Source organism: Oscillibacter sp. 1-3 (genome assembly GCF_000403435.2).
Lineage (GTDB): Bacteria > Bacillota > Clostridia > Oscillospirales > Oscillospiraceae > Oscillibacter.
The window spans coordinates 24,730-41,282 of sequence record NZ_KE159708.1; the positions used below are offsets into that span (position 1 = coordinate 24,730).

The window sequence follows — 16,553 nt, forward strand, 5'->3', positions numbered from 1 at the left end:
ATGGTTTAGTTCCAGTTCATCAGGCCGTAGCCCTTGATACACTGGTAATTCAGGTCATAGCTTTTGATTTTGCAGGCATCGCCGGAATTGCCCTCCACCGTATAGACCCGGCTCCCGTCTGTGCCGATCACAATGCCGACATGGTCGGCGGAACCGTCCAAATCCCAGTCAAAGAAAATGGCGTCGCCGGGGGCGATGTTGGCATATCCGCGCCCGCCCCATTGTCCATGCGACTGGAACCAGGGTACGCCCTGGGACTGGCAGCCCGCAAAGCGCGGTTCGCTTTTCCCGGCCTGGTTATAGCACCAGCTCACGAAGCAGGCGCACCATTCCACCCGGCTGTTAAAGCCGTACCAGCTCCAATACGGATAGCCGCCCACGTTTCCCACCTGACGCTTCGCCAGATCCACCAGTCCCGGATTGCCGGGGCGGGTCCCGTTTATAAACTCCACGCCGCTCAAATCTTCGGAATTTCCCATATCCGGGGAACCGCCGCCAAACAGCAGCGGCTTGTTGCCCCTGGTGGCGATATAGACCTGGTACATCTCATATTCGTCCGGGGTGAGCAGCTCCGGCGCAAGGGCGGAAATCTGGGTGTTCACAAGCTCCACATGGAGGATGTAGTATTCATAGGGGACTTCCTCGCTGGTCGTTTCCCCGGTTTCCGGGTCGGTGCTGGTTTCGGTGCGGTAGCGGATTTCCACCTCCTCGGTCAGCGTCAGGACATATTGGAGGTCAAAGACCCGCTGTAACTGTGCCGCCGCGCTCTGGGGCGTGTATTCATGGAGCAGGGCGCTTAAATAAGCCGCCAGCTCATGGGGATTGTGGCCGATAGGGTCCAGATCGTACCGGTACTCGTCATAGCCTGGGTGCAGGCTCTCCATGTTGTCCAGTTCGGTTTGCAGTTGTGCCTCCTTTGCGGCATAGTCCGCTTCCGTCCCCAGCATATCCTCGTCTTTGGAGGGATAGGTGGAGCCGGACACCGCCGAGCCGACGCTCTGGGCCAGCATGGAGCAGGAGGACAGGGTATTCATCAGCAGGCAGACCAGCAGAAACAGCGCCAGCACGATCAGGAATCCCTTCTTGTGCCGCATGACAAACCGGCCCGCCTGTTCCGCTTTTTCTTTGACAGACTTTGCCGCCTTGCCGGTCTTGTGCGCGGTCTTGGTGGTATGGCCTGCGGCCTGTGCCGTATGCCCAGCCGTTTGACCGGCACGTTTGGCGGCGGCATATTCCTTTTTGATGGCCTGCTTTTGCTGCCAGCGGGAAAGGGGGTTGCTGGCAAGCTGGGGGTTCTCCGCCAGGGACTTTTGGTACAGGGCGTTGATGTTTGCTTTTTCCAGCTTTTGCTCCGCCTTTGCCGCTTCGCGGTAGGGTTTCAGTTTATGGCTGCGGTATCCCTCCCGCACCAGCCGCGCACTGACTTCAACAGCCTGCCCGGTCTTGTGCGCCCCTTCCACGCCCACATTGTCCTGTTCGGACTTGCGGATTTCCTTATGCGCCCCGGCAAGCAGCGCGTTGGCCGGAGCGCCCCGTACCGCATGGGACAGCTTGGAGGGCGGCTTTGCCTGTTCCTCAAAGGTCAGTTTCGTTGTTTTCTTTCCGGTATCGGGGTCAATAACGGTCTGCCGGACCTTCTTTTTGGGTATCCTGGCCTGCGCCTTGTCTGCCCGGACAGCTGCTTTCTGTGCGCGGCGGATCGGCTTTTCCAGCGCCGGGTCGGTCTGTTCCTCCCTCGTAAAGCGCAGGCGTGGCTCCTTAATCAAACCATTCCCCCAGCATCAGCGCCTCCATCATATAGAGCAGTTCCACATAGAGGCCCATGCCAGCCGGGGTGTGTAAAGGACGGAGGATCAGGCAGGCATAGACCTGTGCCAGCACATCGGCCAGAAGCTCCGCGCCCCGGCCCTCCAAAACCCTGCCGCCGGTGTCGGGGGAGAGGCAGCACCAGATTTCCGCAAGGCGGAGCAGGCCGGTTTCCCCGTCCCCGTTCAGTTCTGCCGCCATGCTCTCCGCAGTACGGCACTCGCTTACCGCGTCCGCCATCGCCAGAAGCAGCTGGCGGCGCTGAATCTCCATCGCCCGCTGCAAAAACAGCCGGGGATTGTGTTTGATTTTCTGTGCAGTCATGATTGCTTTCCCTCCTTTAATTCCTGTAATTTTGTGGTCATGATGCGGTACAGCTCGGTGTCCTTGGGGAACCGGTCGATAAAGGGCAGGATGATGTTGCCGTAGAACAGCAGCCCTTCGCCCTCGCCGGAGTGGGTCACATAGGACAGCTGGTGCGGGGAGATGCCCAGCTGCCTTGCCAGAATCTGCCGGTCCCCGCTTGCCTGGTTGAGCATATATACAAAGTCCGAGTTCTCAAAGATGTTCTCGATCTCCCGGCTGGCAAGCAGGTCCTTGATGTTCTGTGTGATGCCGGTGGGAATCCCGCCCCATTTCCGAAAGCGTTTCCAGATTTCAATGGTATAGGCGGCGGTCTGGTCCTCTTTGAGCAGAAGGTGCATCTCGTCAATGTAGTAACGGGTGGACTTGTGGGCGGCGCGGTTGATGGTGACGCGGTTCCATACCTGGTCCTGTACCACCAGCATACCGATTTTTTTCAGCTGCTTGCCTAACTCCTTGATGTCATAGCAGACAATGCGGTTGTCGATGTTTACATTGGTCCGGTGGTTGAACACATTCAGGGAGCCGGAAACATAGATTTCCAGTGCCGTAGCGATGTACTGCGCCTCTTTTTCCTCTTGGGTCAGCAGGAGGTTATACAAATCCTCCAATACCGGCATATTCTCCGGCCTGGGGTCGTTCAGGTAATCATGGTAGACCAGCCGCACACAGCGGTCGATGATGGTTTTCTGGACCGGCTGCAAGCCCTCCTTGCCGCCCACGATCAGCTCGCACAGCGACAGAATGAAGTCGGATTTCAAAGACAGCGGGCTTTCATCATCCGAGTAGTCCAGGTTTAGGTCCATCGGGTTAATGTAGTCCCCGGAGGTGGGCGAAATCTTGATAACCTGCCCATGCAGCCGCTCCACAAGGGGCGCGTACTCCGATTCCGGGTCGCACACGATGATGTCATCGGTGGTGAGCAGAAAACAGTTGGCGATTTCCCGCTTGGCGGAAAAGGACTTGCCGGAGCCGGGAGTGCCTAAAATCAGGCCGTTTGGGTTTTTCAGCTTCTTGCGGTCCACCATGATAAGGTTGTTGGACAGGGCGTTGATGCCGTAGTACAGCGCCTCTTTCCCGTTCTGGAAAAGCTCCTGGGTGGTGAAAGGAATAAAGATGGCGGTGCTGGAAGTGGTCAGCCCCCGCTGGATTTCCACCTGGTTTTGTCCCAAAGGCAGGCAGCTCATCAGCCCTTCCTCCTGCTGGAAGTCCAGCCTTGCCAGCTGGCAGTTGTACTTCTGCGCGATACTGGACGCCTGAAACACATTGTTGCCCAGCTGTCTGGCGGTGTCCGCCGTATTCAGGATCAGGAAGGTCACAAGGAACATTCTCTCGTTGCGGCTCTGTAAATCCTGCAACAGCTTTTTGGCCTCGTTTCCGTAGGTAGCCAGATCGCTGGGAATGATGTCCATATCGTACCCTGCCCGGACCGCCTTTTTCTGTTCCTCGATCTTGGCCCGGTCCAGGTCGGTGATTTTGCGCTTGACTGTCTTGATGGCCTTTACCTGATCCAAGGACTGCACATGGAGGCTGACAATCAGGGAGCTTTCCATATCCAGAAAATCCGCCAGCATCCGGTCGTTCAATTCCGGCGCGAGAATCTGCACAAAGCTGACCGCGCCGTACTTTTTCCCCATGCGGAACTGCCTGCCGGTGCGGAACTCAAAGGAAGTGGGGGCAATAAAATCCTTGGTGGAAAGGCCGGAGGGGGCCAGCCAGTCCCACGAAAAGGAAAAGGGAACCTGTTCGTCCATGTGGAATACGCCATGCAGCTGGGACAGCCGCGCCCGCCCGTCCAGCGGCTCCGCCACTACGCCCAGCCGCTTGAAGTTGTTGAGCAGGTCGGTTTCAATCCGTTCCAGCCGGGGCTTTGCCGCCCGGATGCTGTCCGCGTCAATGCCGAAGGTCAGGTATTTTGTCTTAATCAGGCCGTTGTTCCCCTTTGCCAGCTGGTTTTGCAGCATCTGGGTGTACTCGCCGCGGATGTTGTCAAAATCATCCCCCTGGGGCGGGATGGTGATGGACCGGGCAAAGGTTTCCTGGGACGCGGCCAGGTTGAGGAAGGACAGCTGGAACCGGATGGAGCTGTCAAAGTAGTTGAGGAAATCGCACCAGCCCTCGAAGATGGCGGTCTTATCCTCGTTTTGGGACAACTGGTAATTGATGTCCTGAAACTGAATGGTCTTGGTATAGTAGCAGCCGGTCACGCGGCAGATGCCGTCCGGCCACATCCGTTCATAGGGGATGCTGTCCTGTGCGGAAATCCCCTTCTGGTCAGTGCGGTTGGCGCGGGAAATGGCGGCTTCGATCTGCTTTCTTTCCGCGCGGGAGAGCTTCTTTTTCACCGGCGCTGGCCCTTCGCCCTCCGGCCCTTTGCCGTTGGTCCGGTTTTTCTTTGCCGTAAACAATGTCATACACCTCCTTGTCGAGTTTGTCCTGCCGCTCCAATACGGCATAGAAGTTGTTGGTCTGGTAGGGGCGCTGCCGGGGCCGGAGAAAGGATACCCGGAGCATATTTCCGATGATTTTTTCCAGCGGCTGGCCGTTCTTCTCGTACATCGCCAGCAGGAAAAAGGGCAGCATGACAAGCATCATGCACAGGGCGGCGGCGCTGTTCCCGGCTGGCCCCCGAAGCAGAAAGAAAAGCGGCACGCCAATCAGCGCCCCGCCGCCAAAGCAGACTAACTGCCGTTTGGTGAGGTTGAAGGCCACCTTTGTCTTGACCTTCGTTAAGTCTTTGGGTACGGGTACATAAGCCATTTTTGCACACTCCTTTCGTTAGTGGGCCTGGAAGATCGCCTTTGCCATGCTGCCGCTCTTAAAGAGGGTCAGGCAGAGCAGGACGGTATATCCCACACAGGACCAGATGGCGGCAATCGTATCTTCGTCAGTGGCGATGTTCTGCACCAGGACCGCGTAGATCGCCACGCATACCATGATAAGGAACGCCTGAAAGCCTAACGCCATCAGGGAACGCAGGTAATTCTGCCCCATGCCGCCCCATTCCCTGCCCATCATAGCGGCCATCGGGACCGGCGCGACCGAGGTGACGAGATATATTTCCAGCATACGGCCATAAATGACGATAAAAATACAGATGGTCAGCGCCCACATGGTAAGGCCGATAAACAGGGACTGGAACCACAGTCCGAACAGCGGCCCCAAATCCATCTCCATGAGCCTTGGCTCCAAATCCGCCATCGCGGAGGAAATGTCGATGGAAGCGTCCGCGCCGATGACGCCGGAAGCCTGCGCCACAATGCCCTGGGCCACATCAAACACGCCCATCACGATATTCCAGGTGTTGGTGACAATGAGGATGGCACAGGCGGTCTTGAATATCCACTTGAAAAACACAGCGGTTTCAATATCGTGAAAGTTGTTCTTGTCAGTGATGATCTGAATCAGCTCCAGCGTCATTACAAAGGCCAGAATCACGCCTGCTATGGGGAGAATGACCGTTTCCGAAAGGCTTTGGACCATGCTGAAAATACCCGCGTTCCAGCCCTGGGGCGTCTGCCCGATCTGCCCCGATATGTCCGCCACCTGGTTATTGACCGAATCGAACATACTGGAAAGGTTGCTCATAATGCCGCCCACCAGCATTTCTTTCAGCCAGGTGGTGATTGCATCCAGCAGAAAATCCATACAGTGCTACCTCCTTTCCGCCCCTCCCGCGTTTGCGGGAGGGGCAAAGGTATGGGTGTTTCTGGTGCGGGGATTAGCCGAACAGACCGGAGAGCAGCGGTACAAGCACCATGCCGATCAGGGCAACGCCGCCGCCCGCCATAAGCTGCTTCATGCCCTGGCTTTTCGCACCAGGGTTATCATTGCCGTAACCTTCCAGCAGGTTGATGACGCCCCAGATTCCAAGGCCGGCTCCGAGTGCGATCACGAGGGTCTGCAAAACGTCGATTGCGCTGTTGAAAAATTCCATACTTTAATTTAGCCGGAATCGCTTTGTGGTTAGTGTTGGTTCATAGGCATACAAAAGCCGGACAACAAAACCGCCCTGCGTTTTGGGCGGCTCGATTCCGGCTATCCTCCTTCTTCATTTTTTTGTTGAGCTGTCCGCTTTGTACGCCAATGGCCTCAACCGAGGCAGGTTTCAGGGACCCTGGCGGGTAGATAAGATCACTCCTTTCTCGCGGAACGGGATTATTCGCCCTCGGTGTCTACGTCAACTTCAAACACATCGTAGACCTCGTTGGGTTTTGGTTTGAGCCGGGTGGACAAAAACGCTTCAATGTCAAAGGCGTTCTTATCGTCCGCGTCGGCGGTGTACTGGAAATTGGGGTGCCTGGTGATGTCATACTTATCCGACAAAAACGGGCGGACGCCCCGCAGCTGGAGGATACATTTTCCCCCGTCCATCACCGCAAGCTCATCCTGGCTCATCAGCTCTTTCCCCAATTTCTGATAATTGAGAGAGTGGGAGGTTTCCCGCCCCCGGCTCTCCCCGGTGTTGTAGGTGTCAATGGTTTCTTTTCCCAGGGCGGCGGCTAACTCCTTTAAGGTGGTGGGTTCTTTGCCGCCCAGAAAGATGGAAGTGTCCATATTTCCGATAATGGTGTCGGCGTTGTCCTTGTAGATGGCCTTTAACTGGGACTGCGCCTGCAATACCAGACAGGCGGAAATCTCCCGGCTTCGGATGGTGGCTACCAGCTTTTCCAGCTTTGGAATCTGCCCGATGTTGGCGCACTCGTCAATCAGGCAGCGCACATGGACCGGGAGCCTGCCGCCGTACACATCGTCCGCTTTCTCGCACAGGAGGTTAAACAGCTGGGTATAGCACATGGAAATCAGGAAGTTAAAGCTGTCATCGGTATCGCTCATAATGAGAAACAGGGCGGTTTTCCGGTCCCCCAGGGTGTCCAGTTCCAGCTCGTCATAGGCTGTGACCTCCCGCAGCTCGGCAATATCGAATACCGCCAGCCGCGCGCCGCAGGAAATCAGAATCGACTTCGCGGTTTTGCCCGCCGCCAGCTTATATTTTTTGTACTGCCGCACCGCAAAATGGTTGGGCTTCTCGGATTCCAGCGCGTCAAACATCAGGTCAACGGGGTTTTTGTATTCCTCATCGTCCTCCCGGACCTCCATCGCGTTAATAAACTCAATCAGGGTGGAGAAGTTCTGTTCCTCCACCGGGGCCTCATAGTGGATATATCCAATCAGGGCGCAGTACAGCAGCGTTTCCGCTTTGACCCAGAAATCGTCACCGGCTTTCCCCTCGCCCTTGGTGTTGGCGATTAAGGTCGTCACCAGCTTCAAAATGTCCTTTTCGCTGTGGATATAGGCGAAAGGATTGTATTTCATGGATTTTTTGAAGTTGATGGTATTCAGCACCTTGATCCGGTACGGTTCATAGATAGTTTTGCCGTTCTTATCCTTCATGGGCTTTCCGTCCTTATCCAGCCTGGGCGCGCCCCGTTGGAGCAGCTTTCCACATTCGATCAGGATTGTACCTTTTGGGTCAGTAACCACATACGAGCTATGGAGCTGCATCAGGTTGGGCTTGAGCCAGAAGCGGGTCTTGCCGGAGCCGGAACCGCCGATGACCAGCACATTTTTGTTGCGGGCGGTCTTGGGGTCCTTGGGGCGGCTGCTCATGGTAAGGCGTTCCGTCTGGGTGAGGATTACATTGTTCTGGAATACCGGATCGACATAAGGGGCGATGTCCTGGGAATTTCCCCATCTCGCGGAACCGTACTCGATATTCGGGCGGTACTTCTTGGCGTTTTTGCCTTTCAGGTAAACAGCCAGCCGGAGCGCCGCGCCGCAGCACAGCCCGACCAGCAGGTCCAGCGGGTGAAAGCTGGGCCAGAAACTTCCAAGCGCCGCCGGAAGGACGGAGATCAAAGACAATACCTTTTCCGAAGCGTCCGCGCCCTGGGCCATCCGCCACGCCTCCCCGAAGTTGGTGGAAAACAGCCCCATCAGGATATAGGGCAGGTTCAGCAAAACGAGCTTCTTGATGTTCAATGGTCTTTTCATCGTTCCAGCTCCTTTCGCTTTGTGCGGTCCACCACCGCGTTTTTCACCAGCTCCTTGAACTGGTTCAGCTTCGCCAGCACAGACGGGCGGGACGCCTTGCGGACCTTCTTCTGGGTGTACTCGGTAAATGCCGAGGTCAGCGCGTCCGCATCGCGGGCCTTGAAAAAGACCAGGTACTTGGGCGGGGAGCAGCTGCGGTCCTTCTTTACCGCGTAATCCACGCCGTACTTCCGGGCAACCCGTTCAAACGCCTTGATGGAGGGGTCTGTGATCTCAAGATTGGACACGCCCTGGTTCTGCCCGATGAGCTGCTTCACCGTCTGCTTTCCCTGGGGCTTGACCTCCGCGCCCTTTTCCCGCTGTTTCTGCATCTTTTGCTCCTTCAGGTGCGCCAGATACTTCATAATCGCCGCTTTGAACAGCCTGCCGGTGAACTTTGTGCCGCTGACAATGAGCGTCAGGGTTTTGCTTTCCACTTCGTCCTGCATGGGTGTTTCGCCTCCTCTCTATGGATTTTCTGCATGGTTTCTCTATCGGAGCTGGTCTTGCCGGTCGTAGCGCAGATGTCCGTTTCGGACCTTCGCATGGCTCACAATCTTGATATGCCCCTGTTCCTGGCGTTCCAGGGACTTTTTATATCCTTCCTCGGTGAGAAAGGCGCGGCTGCGTTCCCCTTTCCAGCCAACAGGGGAATCAGCGGTCAGGGTATCAAAAATAATCATGTGCCGGGTGTCCTCCGCGAACCGGTTTAAGTCCATGTAACTATGGCCGGAATACTCCCGCGCCCCGGCTTTAAGCCGCATTTCCTCCATCAGCTGGCCGATGGTCTTTTGCTCAGGCATGGTGTGCGCCCCCTTTCTCCCGGCCCTGGCCTTTCACCGTCAGAATCCCGTCCAGCGTGGTGGCGGTGATCCGCAGGCGTTCAGCGGTGGCAATATCGTTTTTGACCGTTTCATCGGTCGAGTGTCCACAGACCACCAGCACATGGGATCGGCGCAGGTAATCTCTGGCGATGTCGATTCCGTCCTTGTGTTCCTGGGGGATTTCATCTTTCAAAAACAGCGGCAGGAACAAAACAGGGCAGACCGGGGAATATCCGGCGTCATACACCTGGCGGCAGTAGCTGGCGGCGTTTGCCGCGTTTTCATGGGGGTTCTTGCTCCAGGGAGCGGTGATATACGCAAGCGGTCGTTTCATAACAGATTCCTTTCTCCCGGCAGTTCCGGGCAGACAAAAACGGCCAGCTTTCAGAAGCCGCCGTACATATCGTGGTTGACCTGTGAGGTGTAATGGTTGCTCATGGTGGTGGGCGCGTTGAACAGCACCGTCAAAAGGTATTGTTTCATGTTCCGTACCTCGGTGGTGTTCTTTTGCAGGCAGTCCATGACAAACTCGATGTGGGAGCTGTCCAGCTTCAGGAAGCGGGAACGCACCACCTCATGGGGGAAGTCCGCCCCGGCAATCCGGGTGGTCTTACGCTTCGCGCAGACGGTTTCCACCAGCAGCTCCACAATCTCGTCCAAATCCTCCCGGTAGGTTCCAAACCGCTGTTTGAGGCAGTCATACTCGATATTCTCCAAAATCAGCTCCCGATAACTTTCCATCTCTGTCAGTGACATCGTTTCCCTTCGCTTCGGTTCCGGTGGCTTTGCCGCCGTTCCCCGGAAGGGAAGGGAATCGGTAATTGATCCGTCAGTAATTGATTTTTGGGTATTTAATTTCTCTATATTTATTTGCGTTGGATTTTCCGTTGACGGTTTTCCCGTTGACGGATTATCCGTTGTCGGAAAACCCGACAACGGTTTTTCCAACAACGGTTGGGCGGGCGGTTCCTCTGTTACCGGACGCTCATAAATCACATACTCGTTGGCGCTGAACTTGCCGCCCGCGTCGGTGGTCTGGCGGCGCTTGATGTACCCCGCCTTTTCCAGCTCATTGACTGCGGAGCGGATCGCGTCCTTGCTTTCCCGGTTGATAACAGCCAGGCCGGAAAGGGTGTAGTCCCAATCCTCCGGCAGCGAGAGCATTTGGGACAGCAGGCCCTTTGCTTTCAGGCTCAGGCTCTTGTCCCGCAGATGATAGTTGCTCATAACGGTGTATCCCTGTGTGCGTTCTACGCGAAAAACGGCCATTTTCTGCACTCCTTTCGTTTCCCAGGGCATGAAAAAAGCCACAATCCCGTAAAAAGAATTGCGGCGTTCATTTGCTGGCTGACTTCTGCCTGTACCGGTGAAAAAACGGCGGCATGGGCGGTTTGTCAAACAGGCTCTCTAACTGCGGAAACGTCAGGGTTTGAAAAATCCGGTCGATCTCAATGGTTTCCATGTTTCGCTGGGAGCGGCAGTCCTCCCGGATGGCTTCTCTGATTTCCTTAACGGTACACATATTCATTCCTTCCTCTCAATTTGTCGGGTTTACGGGTGGCGTTTCTTTTTGGGCTTGAAGTCCAGGATATGCCCCTCAATGACGCGGGCATACCGTTTGATTTTGATGTCCCGGCGTTTCTGGCTGGCGAGAACGGCCTGGTAGCCGTCCTCGTCCAGAAACAGGCGCGTTTCATCGCCGGGTGCGCCGTAGGCGGTGCGGGGCCGCAGGACGGAAAACTCCACCATCCAGCGGGTCTTATCCTGAAACCGTTCCACAGCCAGTATGTTGTGGCCCTTTAACTCCCTGGCAACGTGATCTCTCATAGGCGCTCCTTTCAGCGTTCCTGATCTCTCTGACGCTTTTTCTGCCACTGTTCCAGCAGTTTGATGATGGTTTCCTGCATCCGGGCAGGGGTATAGCTTTTGGGAAAATACTTCCGCAGGGTGTCGGAGGTAAACGTCACCTTGTCCAGATCGCTTTTCTTTTCCTCGCCCATAATCGCCCGCATTACGTCTATGGACAGATGCCCCTCCTGACTGAATTTCTTGAGCCGCTGGGCTTGGGAAAGGGAGGGGGTGGCCTGTTCACTGTCCATAGCGTCCAAAAGCTGTGTCTGTTCTTCTTTTTTGAGAAAGGACAGCTCATAGGCCGGGTTCAGGGCAATTTTCTTTTCGTCCACCATGTTCAGCAGTTCGGGGATTAACTCGGTCAGACGGATGTAGCGCGAAATCTGATTGCGGCTTTGCCCAACCTGTTCCGCTAAAATTTCTCTGGATTCCTTGCCTTCAAAATTCCGCCCAAGTTGGGCGGAATTTTTAGAGGGGCGACCTGCCTGCCGTTTCATGGCCTCCAATTTCATTTTGTAGGCAAAAGCCCTTTCGCTGGGGAGAAGGCTTTCCCGCTGTAAATTGCTGTCAACCATGATAATCGTGGCGGCGTCATCGTCCAAATCCCGGACAATCACCGGCATGGTTTCTTTCTCTGCCAGTTCACTGGCCCGATGCCGCCTGTGTCCGGCTACCAGCTCATAGCCGCCCTCCGGGTCAGGACGGGCGATAGCAGGAACAAGAACGCCGTACTGCCGGATGCTGTCCGCTGTTTCCATCATGGCATCATCATCTTTGACCTTGAAGGGGTGTCCCTTGAACGAGTGCAGCTCGCTTAAAGGAATTTCTACCACCTTTTCCCGCCCCGCGTCGGCGCGGCTTTCCTCGGTGGAAAACAGATCATCGACCGATGCCAGCTCTACTTTTTTCGCGCTGCTTTTCAAGTTTCAACACCTCCTTGGTCAGATTTGCGTAGCCTTCGGCTACTTTGCCGCCTGGGTCATGGGCGAAAATGCTCCTGCCCTCCGCGCTGGTTTCCTTTGCCCGGACAGAATGGGGAATCTCAGTGCCAAACACCTTGATTTTGCTGCCGTAAGTTTCCCGCAGCAGGGCGGCAATCTCTTTGGCAAAGTTGGTGCGGTTGTCCACCATCGTCAGCAGGATACCGTCTATTTGCAGTTTCGGGTTGATCTGCCGCTTGACTTTGGCTACCGTAGAGAGCAGCTGTTCCAGCCCTTTGGCGGGCAGATACTCCGCCTGGACGGGGATTATGATCCGGTTGGCGGCGGCCAGCGCGTTGACGGTGAGCATACCCAGGGAGGGCTGGCAGTCTATGAGGATATGGGAATACTGCCCCTTTACACTGTCCAGATATTGCCGCAGAATCGTTTCCCGGCTCATAGCGTTTACCAGCGACACCTCCATGCCGGACAGCTGAATATCCGCCGGCATCAGGTCCACACCCTCCGGGTGGCGCAGAATCCCCTCGCCGGGGCGGACCGGCTGATCGGTCAGGATACGGCCCATCGCGTCAGAGAGGGTAAAGGGCAGCTTATCCGGCTGGGGATTGCCCAGGCTGATGGTCAGGCTCCCTTGCGGGTCCCCGTCAATGAGAAGCACTTTCTTTCCGGCCTGCGCCAGTCCTATCCCTAAGTTGGCACAGGTTGTGGTCTTGCCCACACCTCCCTTTTGGTTGGCGATGGCGATGATTTGCGTGTTCAAGATAATCACCTCGTTTCTTGGTATGAAAAAAGGGAGAATGTGACCGGAATCAACATTCTCCCTTAGAAACGATATGTGATTGTGCAATAATCTGTCTTTTGTGAGGTTAGCTTTTGAGAGCCATCTCGCCGCAAACCCGCATGAATACTGGATTTTTGCCTGTTTGCTTTCCCTTCCCCAATAACCTGTGTTCAACGAATACTACGCCCGCGATATTTCCAAGAAACGCCGGATCGTGAACAAAATGAAAGGTAATTCCGGCGTACCGCTGTCCCCGCCTCCCTATGGCTACATCAAAAACCCGGAGGATCCCCGCTTTTGGGTGATTGACCCGGAGGCCGCCACCGTTGTCCGTCGTATCTATCAAATGGCCCTGGACGGCTACGGGCTGGCGGAAACCGCCGCCGCGCTGGAGCGGGATGGGGTGTTCAATCCCACCTACTACTGGCGGAGCAAGGGGACCGGCCGGGGCGGGTCCAAGAGCACCGTGGAACCCACCAAATGGGGACATACCACCATCAAGAAAATCCTCACCTTGCAGGAGTATTGCGGGGACGTGATTAACTTCAAATCCTACTCCAAGTCCTACAAGATGAAAAAGCGGATTGAAAACCCGGAGGAGAACCGGGCGATCTTCCTCAACGTCCACGAGGCCATTATAGACCGGGCCACCTGGGAAAAGGTACAGAGCATGAAAAAGGGGACCCGCCGGAGGCGGCCCACCGTCACCCAGGAGCCCAGCGCCTTTTCCGGCGTTCTGAAATGCCCAGAGTGCGGCGGCAACCTCAATTTCCATTTCAACCAGGGCAACCACGATATTAAATTCTTTAGCTGCCAGAACCACAATTCCGGCCTGCGCAAGTGCTCCAAGACCCACTATATCCGGCTGGAATTTCTGGAGCGGGTGGTGCTGTATGAGGTAAACCGGCTGGCCTGTTTCGCCAATGAATATGAGAACGACTTTATCAAGGCCATGATGGGCCGTTCCGCGAAAGTGACGGAGGACGAGCGGGCCAGGAAGCAGCGGGAGCTGGATGGACTTCTGGCGAGGGATAAAGAGCTGGACGGGCTTTTCGAGAGGCTTTATGAGGATAACGTGAGCCAGAAGATCAGCGACGCCCGGTTTGCGAAGATGTCCCAGCGGTACGAGCAGGAGCAGGGGGAGAACGCCAAGCGGATCAAGGCGCTGCGGCTGGAACTGAAAAAGAGCGAGGGCCAGCGGATGGACGTTGACACGTTTCTTGAAACGGTCCGGCGGTACACCAACGCCACCGAGATCACCCAGCGCATGGTGGCGGAGCTGATTGACCATATCGACGTGTACCATGCGGAAAAGCAGGACGGCGTTACCACCCAGCACATCACCATCTATTACAACTGTATCGGCACTTTCTCCGTCCCTGACCGTCGGAAAATCCCGGCTGCGGAGATCACGATGGGGACGAGAAAGGGAGTAGCCGTCAGCTACTCCCCGGAGCGGATCGCCGTATAGGATTTTGAGCAAAAATAATGCGGAGTGTCCCACAAGGATACTCAAATCCTATAAGGACACTCCGCATGGTCCGAGTGGCGAGACTTGAATTTGAGAATAATACCGCTTCCGTTTTCCCGCCTAATCCCACCTAGTCCCAAAAGCCTTTATTTGCAACGGGTCCAGCGTTTTCCATGTGTTACCTAATCACAAGCGGTCCCGGCTTAAATCAAGCCATTAAGGGAAAAAATAAGGGAAACTCAAGGCCATGCGGACGTACAAAAAACAAAAGAGAACAGGAGGCCAAACCCGGCCCCCTGTCTCTTTTTGAATCTACACGTTCAAACCTCCGCCATAGGGACCAAGCAGTCCCCGCAAATAATGTTGACCTTTTTGGTAGCCCGGACCGACTGACCGCAACAGGGGCACATGACCTTTCTTGTGCTGGAAGTCCTGCCCGTAGCCGGAGGGGTGACGCCTCCTTTTGCTCCCGGTCCTCCCACGCCCCGCATGGAAAAGCCCGCTTTCCGGTTCATCATAATATCGTCCCAGCCCTGGGAGATGATGAACTCGATTAGCGCGTCCGTGGGTTCGGTAATGCTCCACCCGATACGGCTGTCATAGCTGATATGCAGATCCCTTGCCTCGGCGGCGTCACGAAATTTCTTGTTGTGGTAGGCCCCGCCCCGGCTGGTGTCCTGTACGCCGGTTTGCAAATTATAAAGATGGACCATTTCATGAAGAACGGTAGCCGTCACGTTTTCTATGGGTCTGTCGAGGGTTCCCGCTCCGATATTCAATTCATGGCGCTGTCCGCCGTCCGCCCTCTGCCATGCCTTAGCCACGGTGACATGCCCGTAGGCCCTGGGGGTGCTCTGGATGGTAATAACGGGTTCCTCGATAACCCCGCTGAAATAATGCTCATTTAGCGCCCTGAAAATTTTCTCCAGATACCCGGCTGTCCTGCTGGTCTTAATCGTCTGCTTCATAGCTGTATCCTCCCAAAATCAACGTTGTCGGCCTTGCCGAAATCGGCTGCGGCGATTTCGGTTGGCCTCCTTGCGCACAAAGAGCAGACAGGGTCAAGGGTGGAGCGAAGCGGAAAGTAAAAAAAATTTCCGGGCACTTACGCAACCCGGAAAATTTTTTTACGGCCCTTGAAGCTGGCTTCTCTCTGTGCTATCTGCCAGGGGTGTATTTCATTTTGGGGGGGATAAGACTTTATTTGAAAAAAACTGGCCCACACGCTTTGCAGCGTGTGGGCCATACGTTGGAAAATTAGTCGGGATATACGGTGTAGATGTCGTAGGTCCAGGGGTCGTTATACTCGATGGGGTCATAGCGGCCCAAGTCCCATGTCATGACGTTTGTACCACCACCATAGTTTGCGTCAGTGGTGCAGAGCATGTTCGGAATGCCATTGACAGTCTTTCTGGCACTGACGATGGCGACATGTGTTGCATAGCCTTGGTCATTTACGTCGATGAGAAGGTCGCCGATGCGAGCTTCGTCGTAGCTGACCTGTCGGAAGGTGACATTCTTGTCAAAGATATAGTCGAACACTCGGGCGGCCCATCCGCCGCAGCCGGAGCTGGTGCTGCAGGGAAGTCCGGTAAACGTATACGTGTTGATAATTTTGCGAATAGTCATCGGTCCGCCGCTGTATGTCCCAGCGTCGGTTTTGCTCGGATACTGGGCACGAAGCTCGTTCATGAGTTCCGTCACGTTCTCGACTGTGATGGGCTTGCCGTTGGTCAGAGTACCGGCAGCAGGAGTGCTGGGCGTTTCCGGCGCGGGGGCTTCCGGTGTCTCCGGTGCCGGGACAGCGGGGGTTTCCGGCGCGGGGGCTTCGACAGGAACGGCCTGTGTCATGCGGTAAATGACAGCGGCGGCTTGACCGCGGTTCATGATGCCGCCGCCGTTAAAAGAACCGTCGGAATAACCGCCGATGACGCCGAGGGCATACACGTTGGCTACGGCGTCGCGGTACTGGCCGGGGATGCTGGAATAGTCCGTAATCTTAGAGGCGGCGGCGTTCTTTTCGGCCTCTCCGGCGGCAAAGCCTCTGGCGTTCATAATGTTCGTCATGAGCTGGGCCATGTCGTACCGGGAGATACCGAGATTCATACTCTCGGCGAAGTCGGAGGTGTAAATATCATCGGTATCAAAGCTGACGTTGTTCCAGATGAAGTTGTTCGCAAGCGCGAGATAGTTGGGGTAGAACGAACCGAAAGATGTGGTGAAGTCGTTGGTATACCTGGTAATGTCGCTGGGATAGAACGCACGGGAGAGCATGACGCAGAAGTTGGAGCGGGTAACGGTGGCGGAGGGCCGGAACGTGCCGTCGGGGTAGCCGCCGACAATGCCCTTGGACGAACAGTCAGCGACGGCGGGATAGAAGTTGTGGGACGGGGGCACGTCGGAAAAATCCGCCGCCAGGGCAGGGACGGCAAGGCTGGTGCACAGGATCAGGGCCAGGACCAGGGACAATATTCGTTTCATAT

The 16,553-nt window shown here is 55.8% G+C and carries 18 protein-coding genes; 1 reads left to right on the plus strand and 17 read right to left on the minus strand.

Annotation, left to right across the window (positions count from 1 at the left end; genetic code table 11):
- Positions 1-5 precede the first annotated feature (5 nt).
- From C816_RS10510 to C816_RS10580, 15 genes are all read right to left on the minus strand, one after another.
- Positions 6-1,766: a C40 family peptidase gene (locus tag C816_RS10510; protein WP_016322374.1), complete on the minus strand. Its 1,761-nt coding sequence runs from the start codon at positions 1,764-1,766 to the stop codon at positions 6-8.
- Positions 1,759-2,130, minus strand: coding sequence for a DUF3851 family protein (locus tag C816_RS10515; protein ID WP_016322375.1), 372 nt, complete (start codon positions 2,128-2,130; stop codon positions 1,759-1,761). The genes C816_RS10510 and C816_RS10515 overlap by 8 nt, the downstream gene beginning before the upstream one ends.
- Complete coding sequence (locus C816_RS10520; protein WP_040655431.1) at positions 2,127-4,514, minus strand: VirB4-like conjugal transfer ATPase, CD1110 family; 2,388 nt, start codon at positions 4,512-4,514, stop codon at positions 2,127-2,129. The genes C816_RS10515 and C816_RS10520 overlap by 4 nt, the downstream gene beginning before the upstream one ends.
- Positions 4,444-4,929, minus strand: a complete 486-nt coding sequence (locus C816_RS10525; protein ID WP_040655434.1) for a PrgI family protein — start codon at positions 4,927-4,929, stop codon at positions 4,444-4,446. Before C816_RS10525 ends, C816_RS10520 begins: the two co-directional genes overlap by 71 nt.
- Positions 4,930-4,947: 18 nt before the next feature.
- Positions 4,948-5,817: a VirB6/TrbL-like conjugal transfer protein, CD1112 family gene (locus tag C816_RS10530; RefSeq protein WP_016223835.1), complete on the minus strand. Its 870-nt coding sequence runs from the start codon at positions 5,815-5,817 to the stop codon at positions 4,948-4,950.
- A gap of 73 nt (positions 5,818-5,890) precedes the next feature.
- Positions 5,891-6,106 carry a Maff2 family mobile element protein gene (locus C816_RS10535; RefSeq protein ID WP_004077018.1) on the minus strand — a complete coding sequence of 72 codons (216 nt, stop codon included), beginning with the start codon at positions 6,104-6,106 and terminating at the stop codon, positions 5,891-5,893.
- Positions 6,107-6,327: 221 nt separating this feature from the next.
- Positions 6,328-8,163 carry a VirD4-like conjugal transfer protein, CD1115 family gene (locus tag C816_RS10540; protein ID WP_016222262.1) on the minus strand — a complete coding sequence of 612 codons (1,836 nt, stop codon included), beginning with the start codon at positions 8,161-8,163 and terminating at the stop codon, positions 6,328-6,330.
- The gene (locus C816_RS10545) at positions 8,160-8,651 is read right to left on the minus strand and encodes a PcfB family protein (protein ID WP_004070654.1); all 492 of its coding nucleotides are present in this window, start codon (positions 8,649-8,651) and stop codon (positions 8,160-8,162) included. The genes C816_RS10540 and C816_RS10545 overlap by 4 nt, the downstream gene beginning before the upstream one ends.
- 42 nt (positions 8,652-8,693) lie before the next feature.
- Positions 8,694-9,005, minus strand: coding sequence for a DUF5720 family protein (locus tag C816_RS10550; protein WP_016322377.1), 312 nt, complete (start codon positions 9,003-9,005; stop codon positions 8,694-8,696).
- On the minus strand, positions 8,998-9,360 hold the full coding sequence (locus C816_RS10555) for a DUF7768 domain-containing protein (protein ID WP_004070646.1): 363 nt from the start codon (positions 9,358-9,360) through the stop codon (positions 8,998-9,000). Before C816_RS10555 ends, C816_RS10550 begins: the two co-directional genes overlap by 8 nt.
- Before the next feature lie 50 nt (positions 9,361-9,410).
- Positions 9,411-10,295 (minus strand): DUF6017 domain-containing protein, encoded by an 885-nt coding sequence (locus C816_RS10560; protein ID WP_016322378.1) that lies wholly within the window; start codon positions 10,293-10,295, stop codon positions 9,411-9,413.
- A 67-nt stretch (positions 10,296-10,362) separates the two neighbouring features.
- Entirely contained in the window at positions 10,363-10,548 is a 186-nt protein-coding gene (locus tag C816_RS10565) for a hypothetical protein (RefSeq protein WP_016322379.1), read from the minus strand.
- Positions 10,549-10,577: 29 nt separating this feature from the next.
- Positions 10,578-10,853, minus strand: a complete 276-nt coding sequence (locus tag C816_RS10570; protein ID WP_004054662.1) for a DUF5720 family protein — start codon at positions 10,851-10,853, stop codon at positions 10,578-10,580.
- An 11-nt stretch (positions 10,854-10,864) separates the two neighbouring features.
- Positions 10,865-11,800, minus strand: a complete 936-nt coding sequence (locus C816_RS10575) for a ParB/RepB/Spo0J family partition protein (RefSeq protein ID WP_016322380.1) — start codon at positions 11,798-11,800, stop codon at positions 10,865-10,867.
- Complete coding sequence (locus C816_RS10580) at positions 11,757-12,578, minus strand: ParA family protein (RefSeq protein WP_004081473.1); 822 nt, start codon at positions 12,576-12,578, stop codon at positions 11,757-11,759. Before C816_RS10580 ends, C816_RS10575 begins: the two co-directional genes overlap by 44 nt.
- Before the next feature lie 244 nt (positions 12,579-12,822).
- On the opposite strand from C816_RS10580, the gene C816_RS10585 reads away from it, so the two are divergent.
- Positions 12,823-14,070: a recombinase family protein gene (locus C816_RS10585; RefSeq protein ID WP_051147079.1), complete on the plus strand. Its 1,248-nt coding sequence runs from the start codon at positions 12,823-12,825 to the stop codon at positions 14,068-14,070.
- 320 nt (positions 14,071-14,390) lie between these two features.
- Here the strand turns inward: C816_RS10585 and C816_RS10590 are convergent, their stop codons facing one another.
- Together C816_RS10590 and C816_RS10595 are read right to left on the minus strand one after the other, a co-directional pair.
- Positions 14,391-15,038, minus strand: a complete 648-nt coding sequence (locus C816_RS10590) for a SprT-like domain-containing protein (protein WP_016322382.1) — start codon at positions 15,036-15,038, stop codon at positions 14,391-14,393.
- 289 nt (positions 15,039-15,327) lie between these two features.
- Positions 15,328-16,551: an S-layer homology domain-containing protein gene (locus C816_RS10595; protein ID WP_016322383.1), complete on the minus strand. Its 1,224-nt coding sequence runs from the start codon at positions 16,549-16,551 to the stop codon at positions 15,328-15,330.
- Positions 16,552-16,553 lie beyond the last annotated feature (2 nt).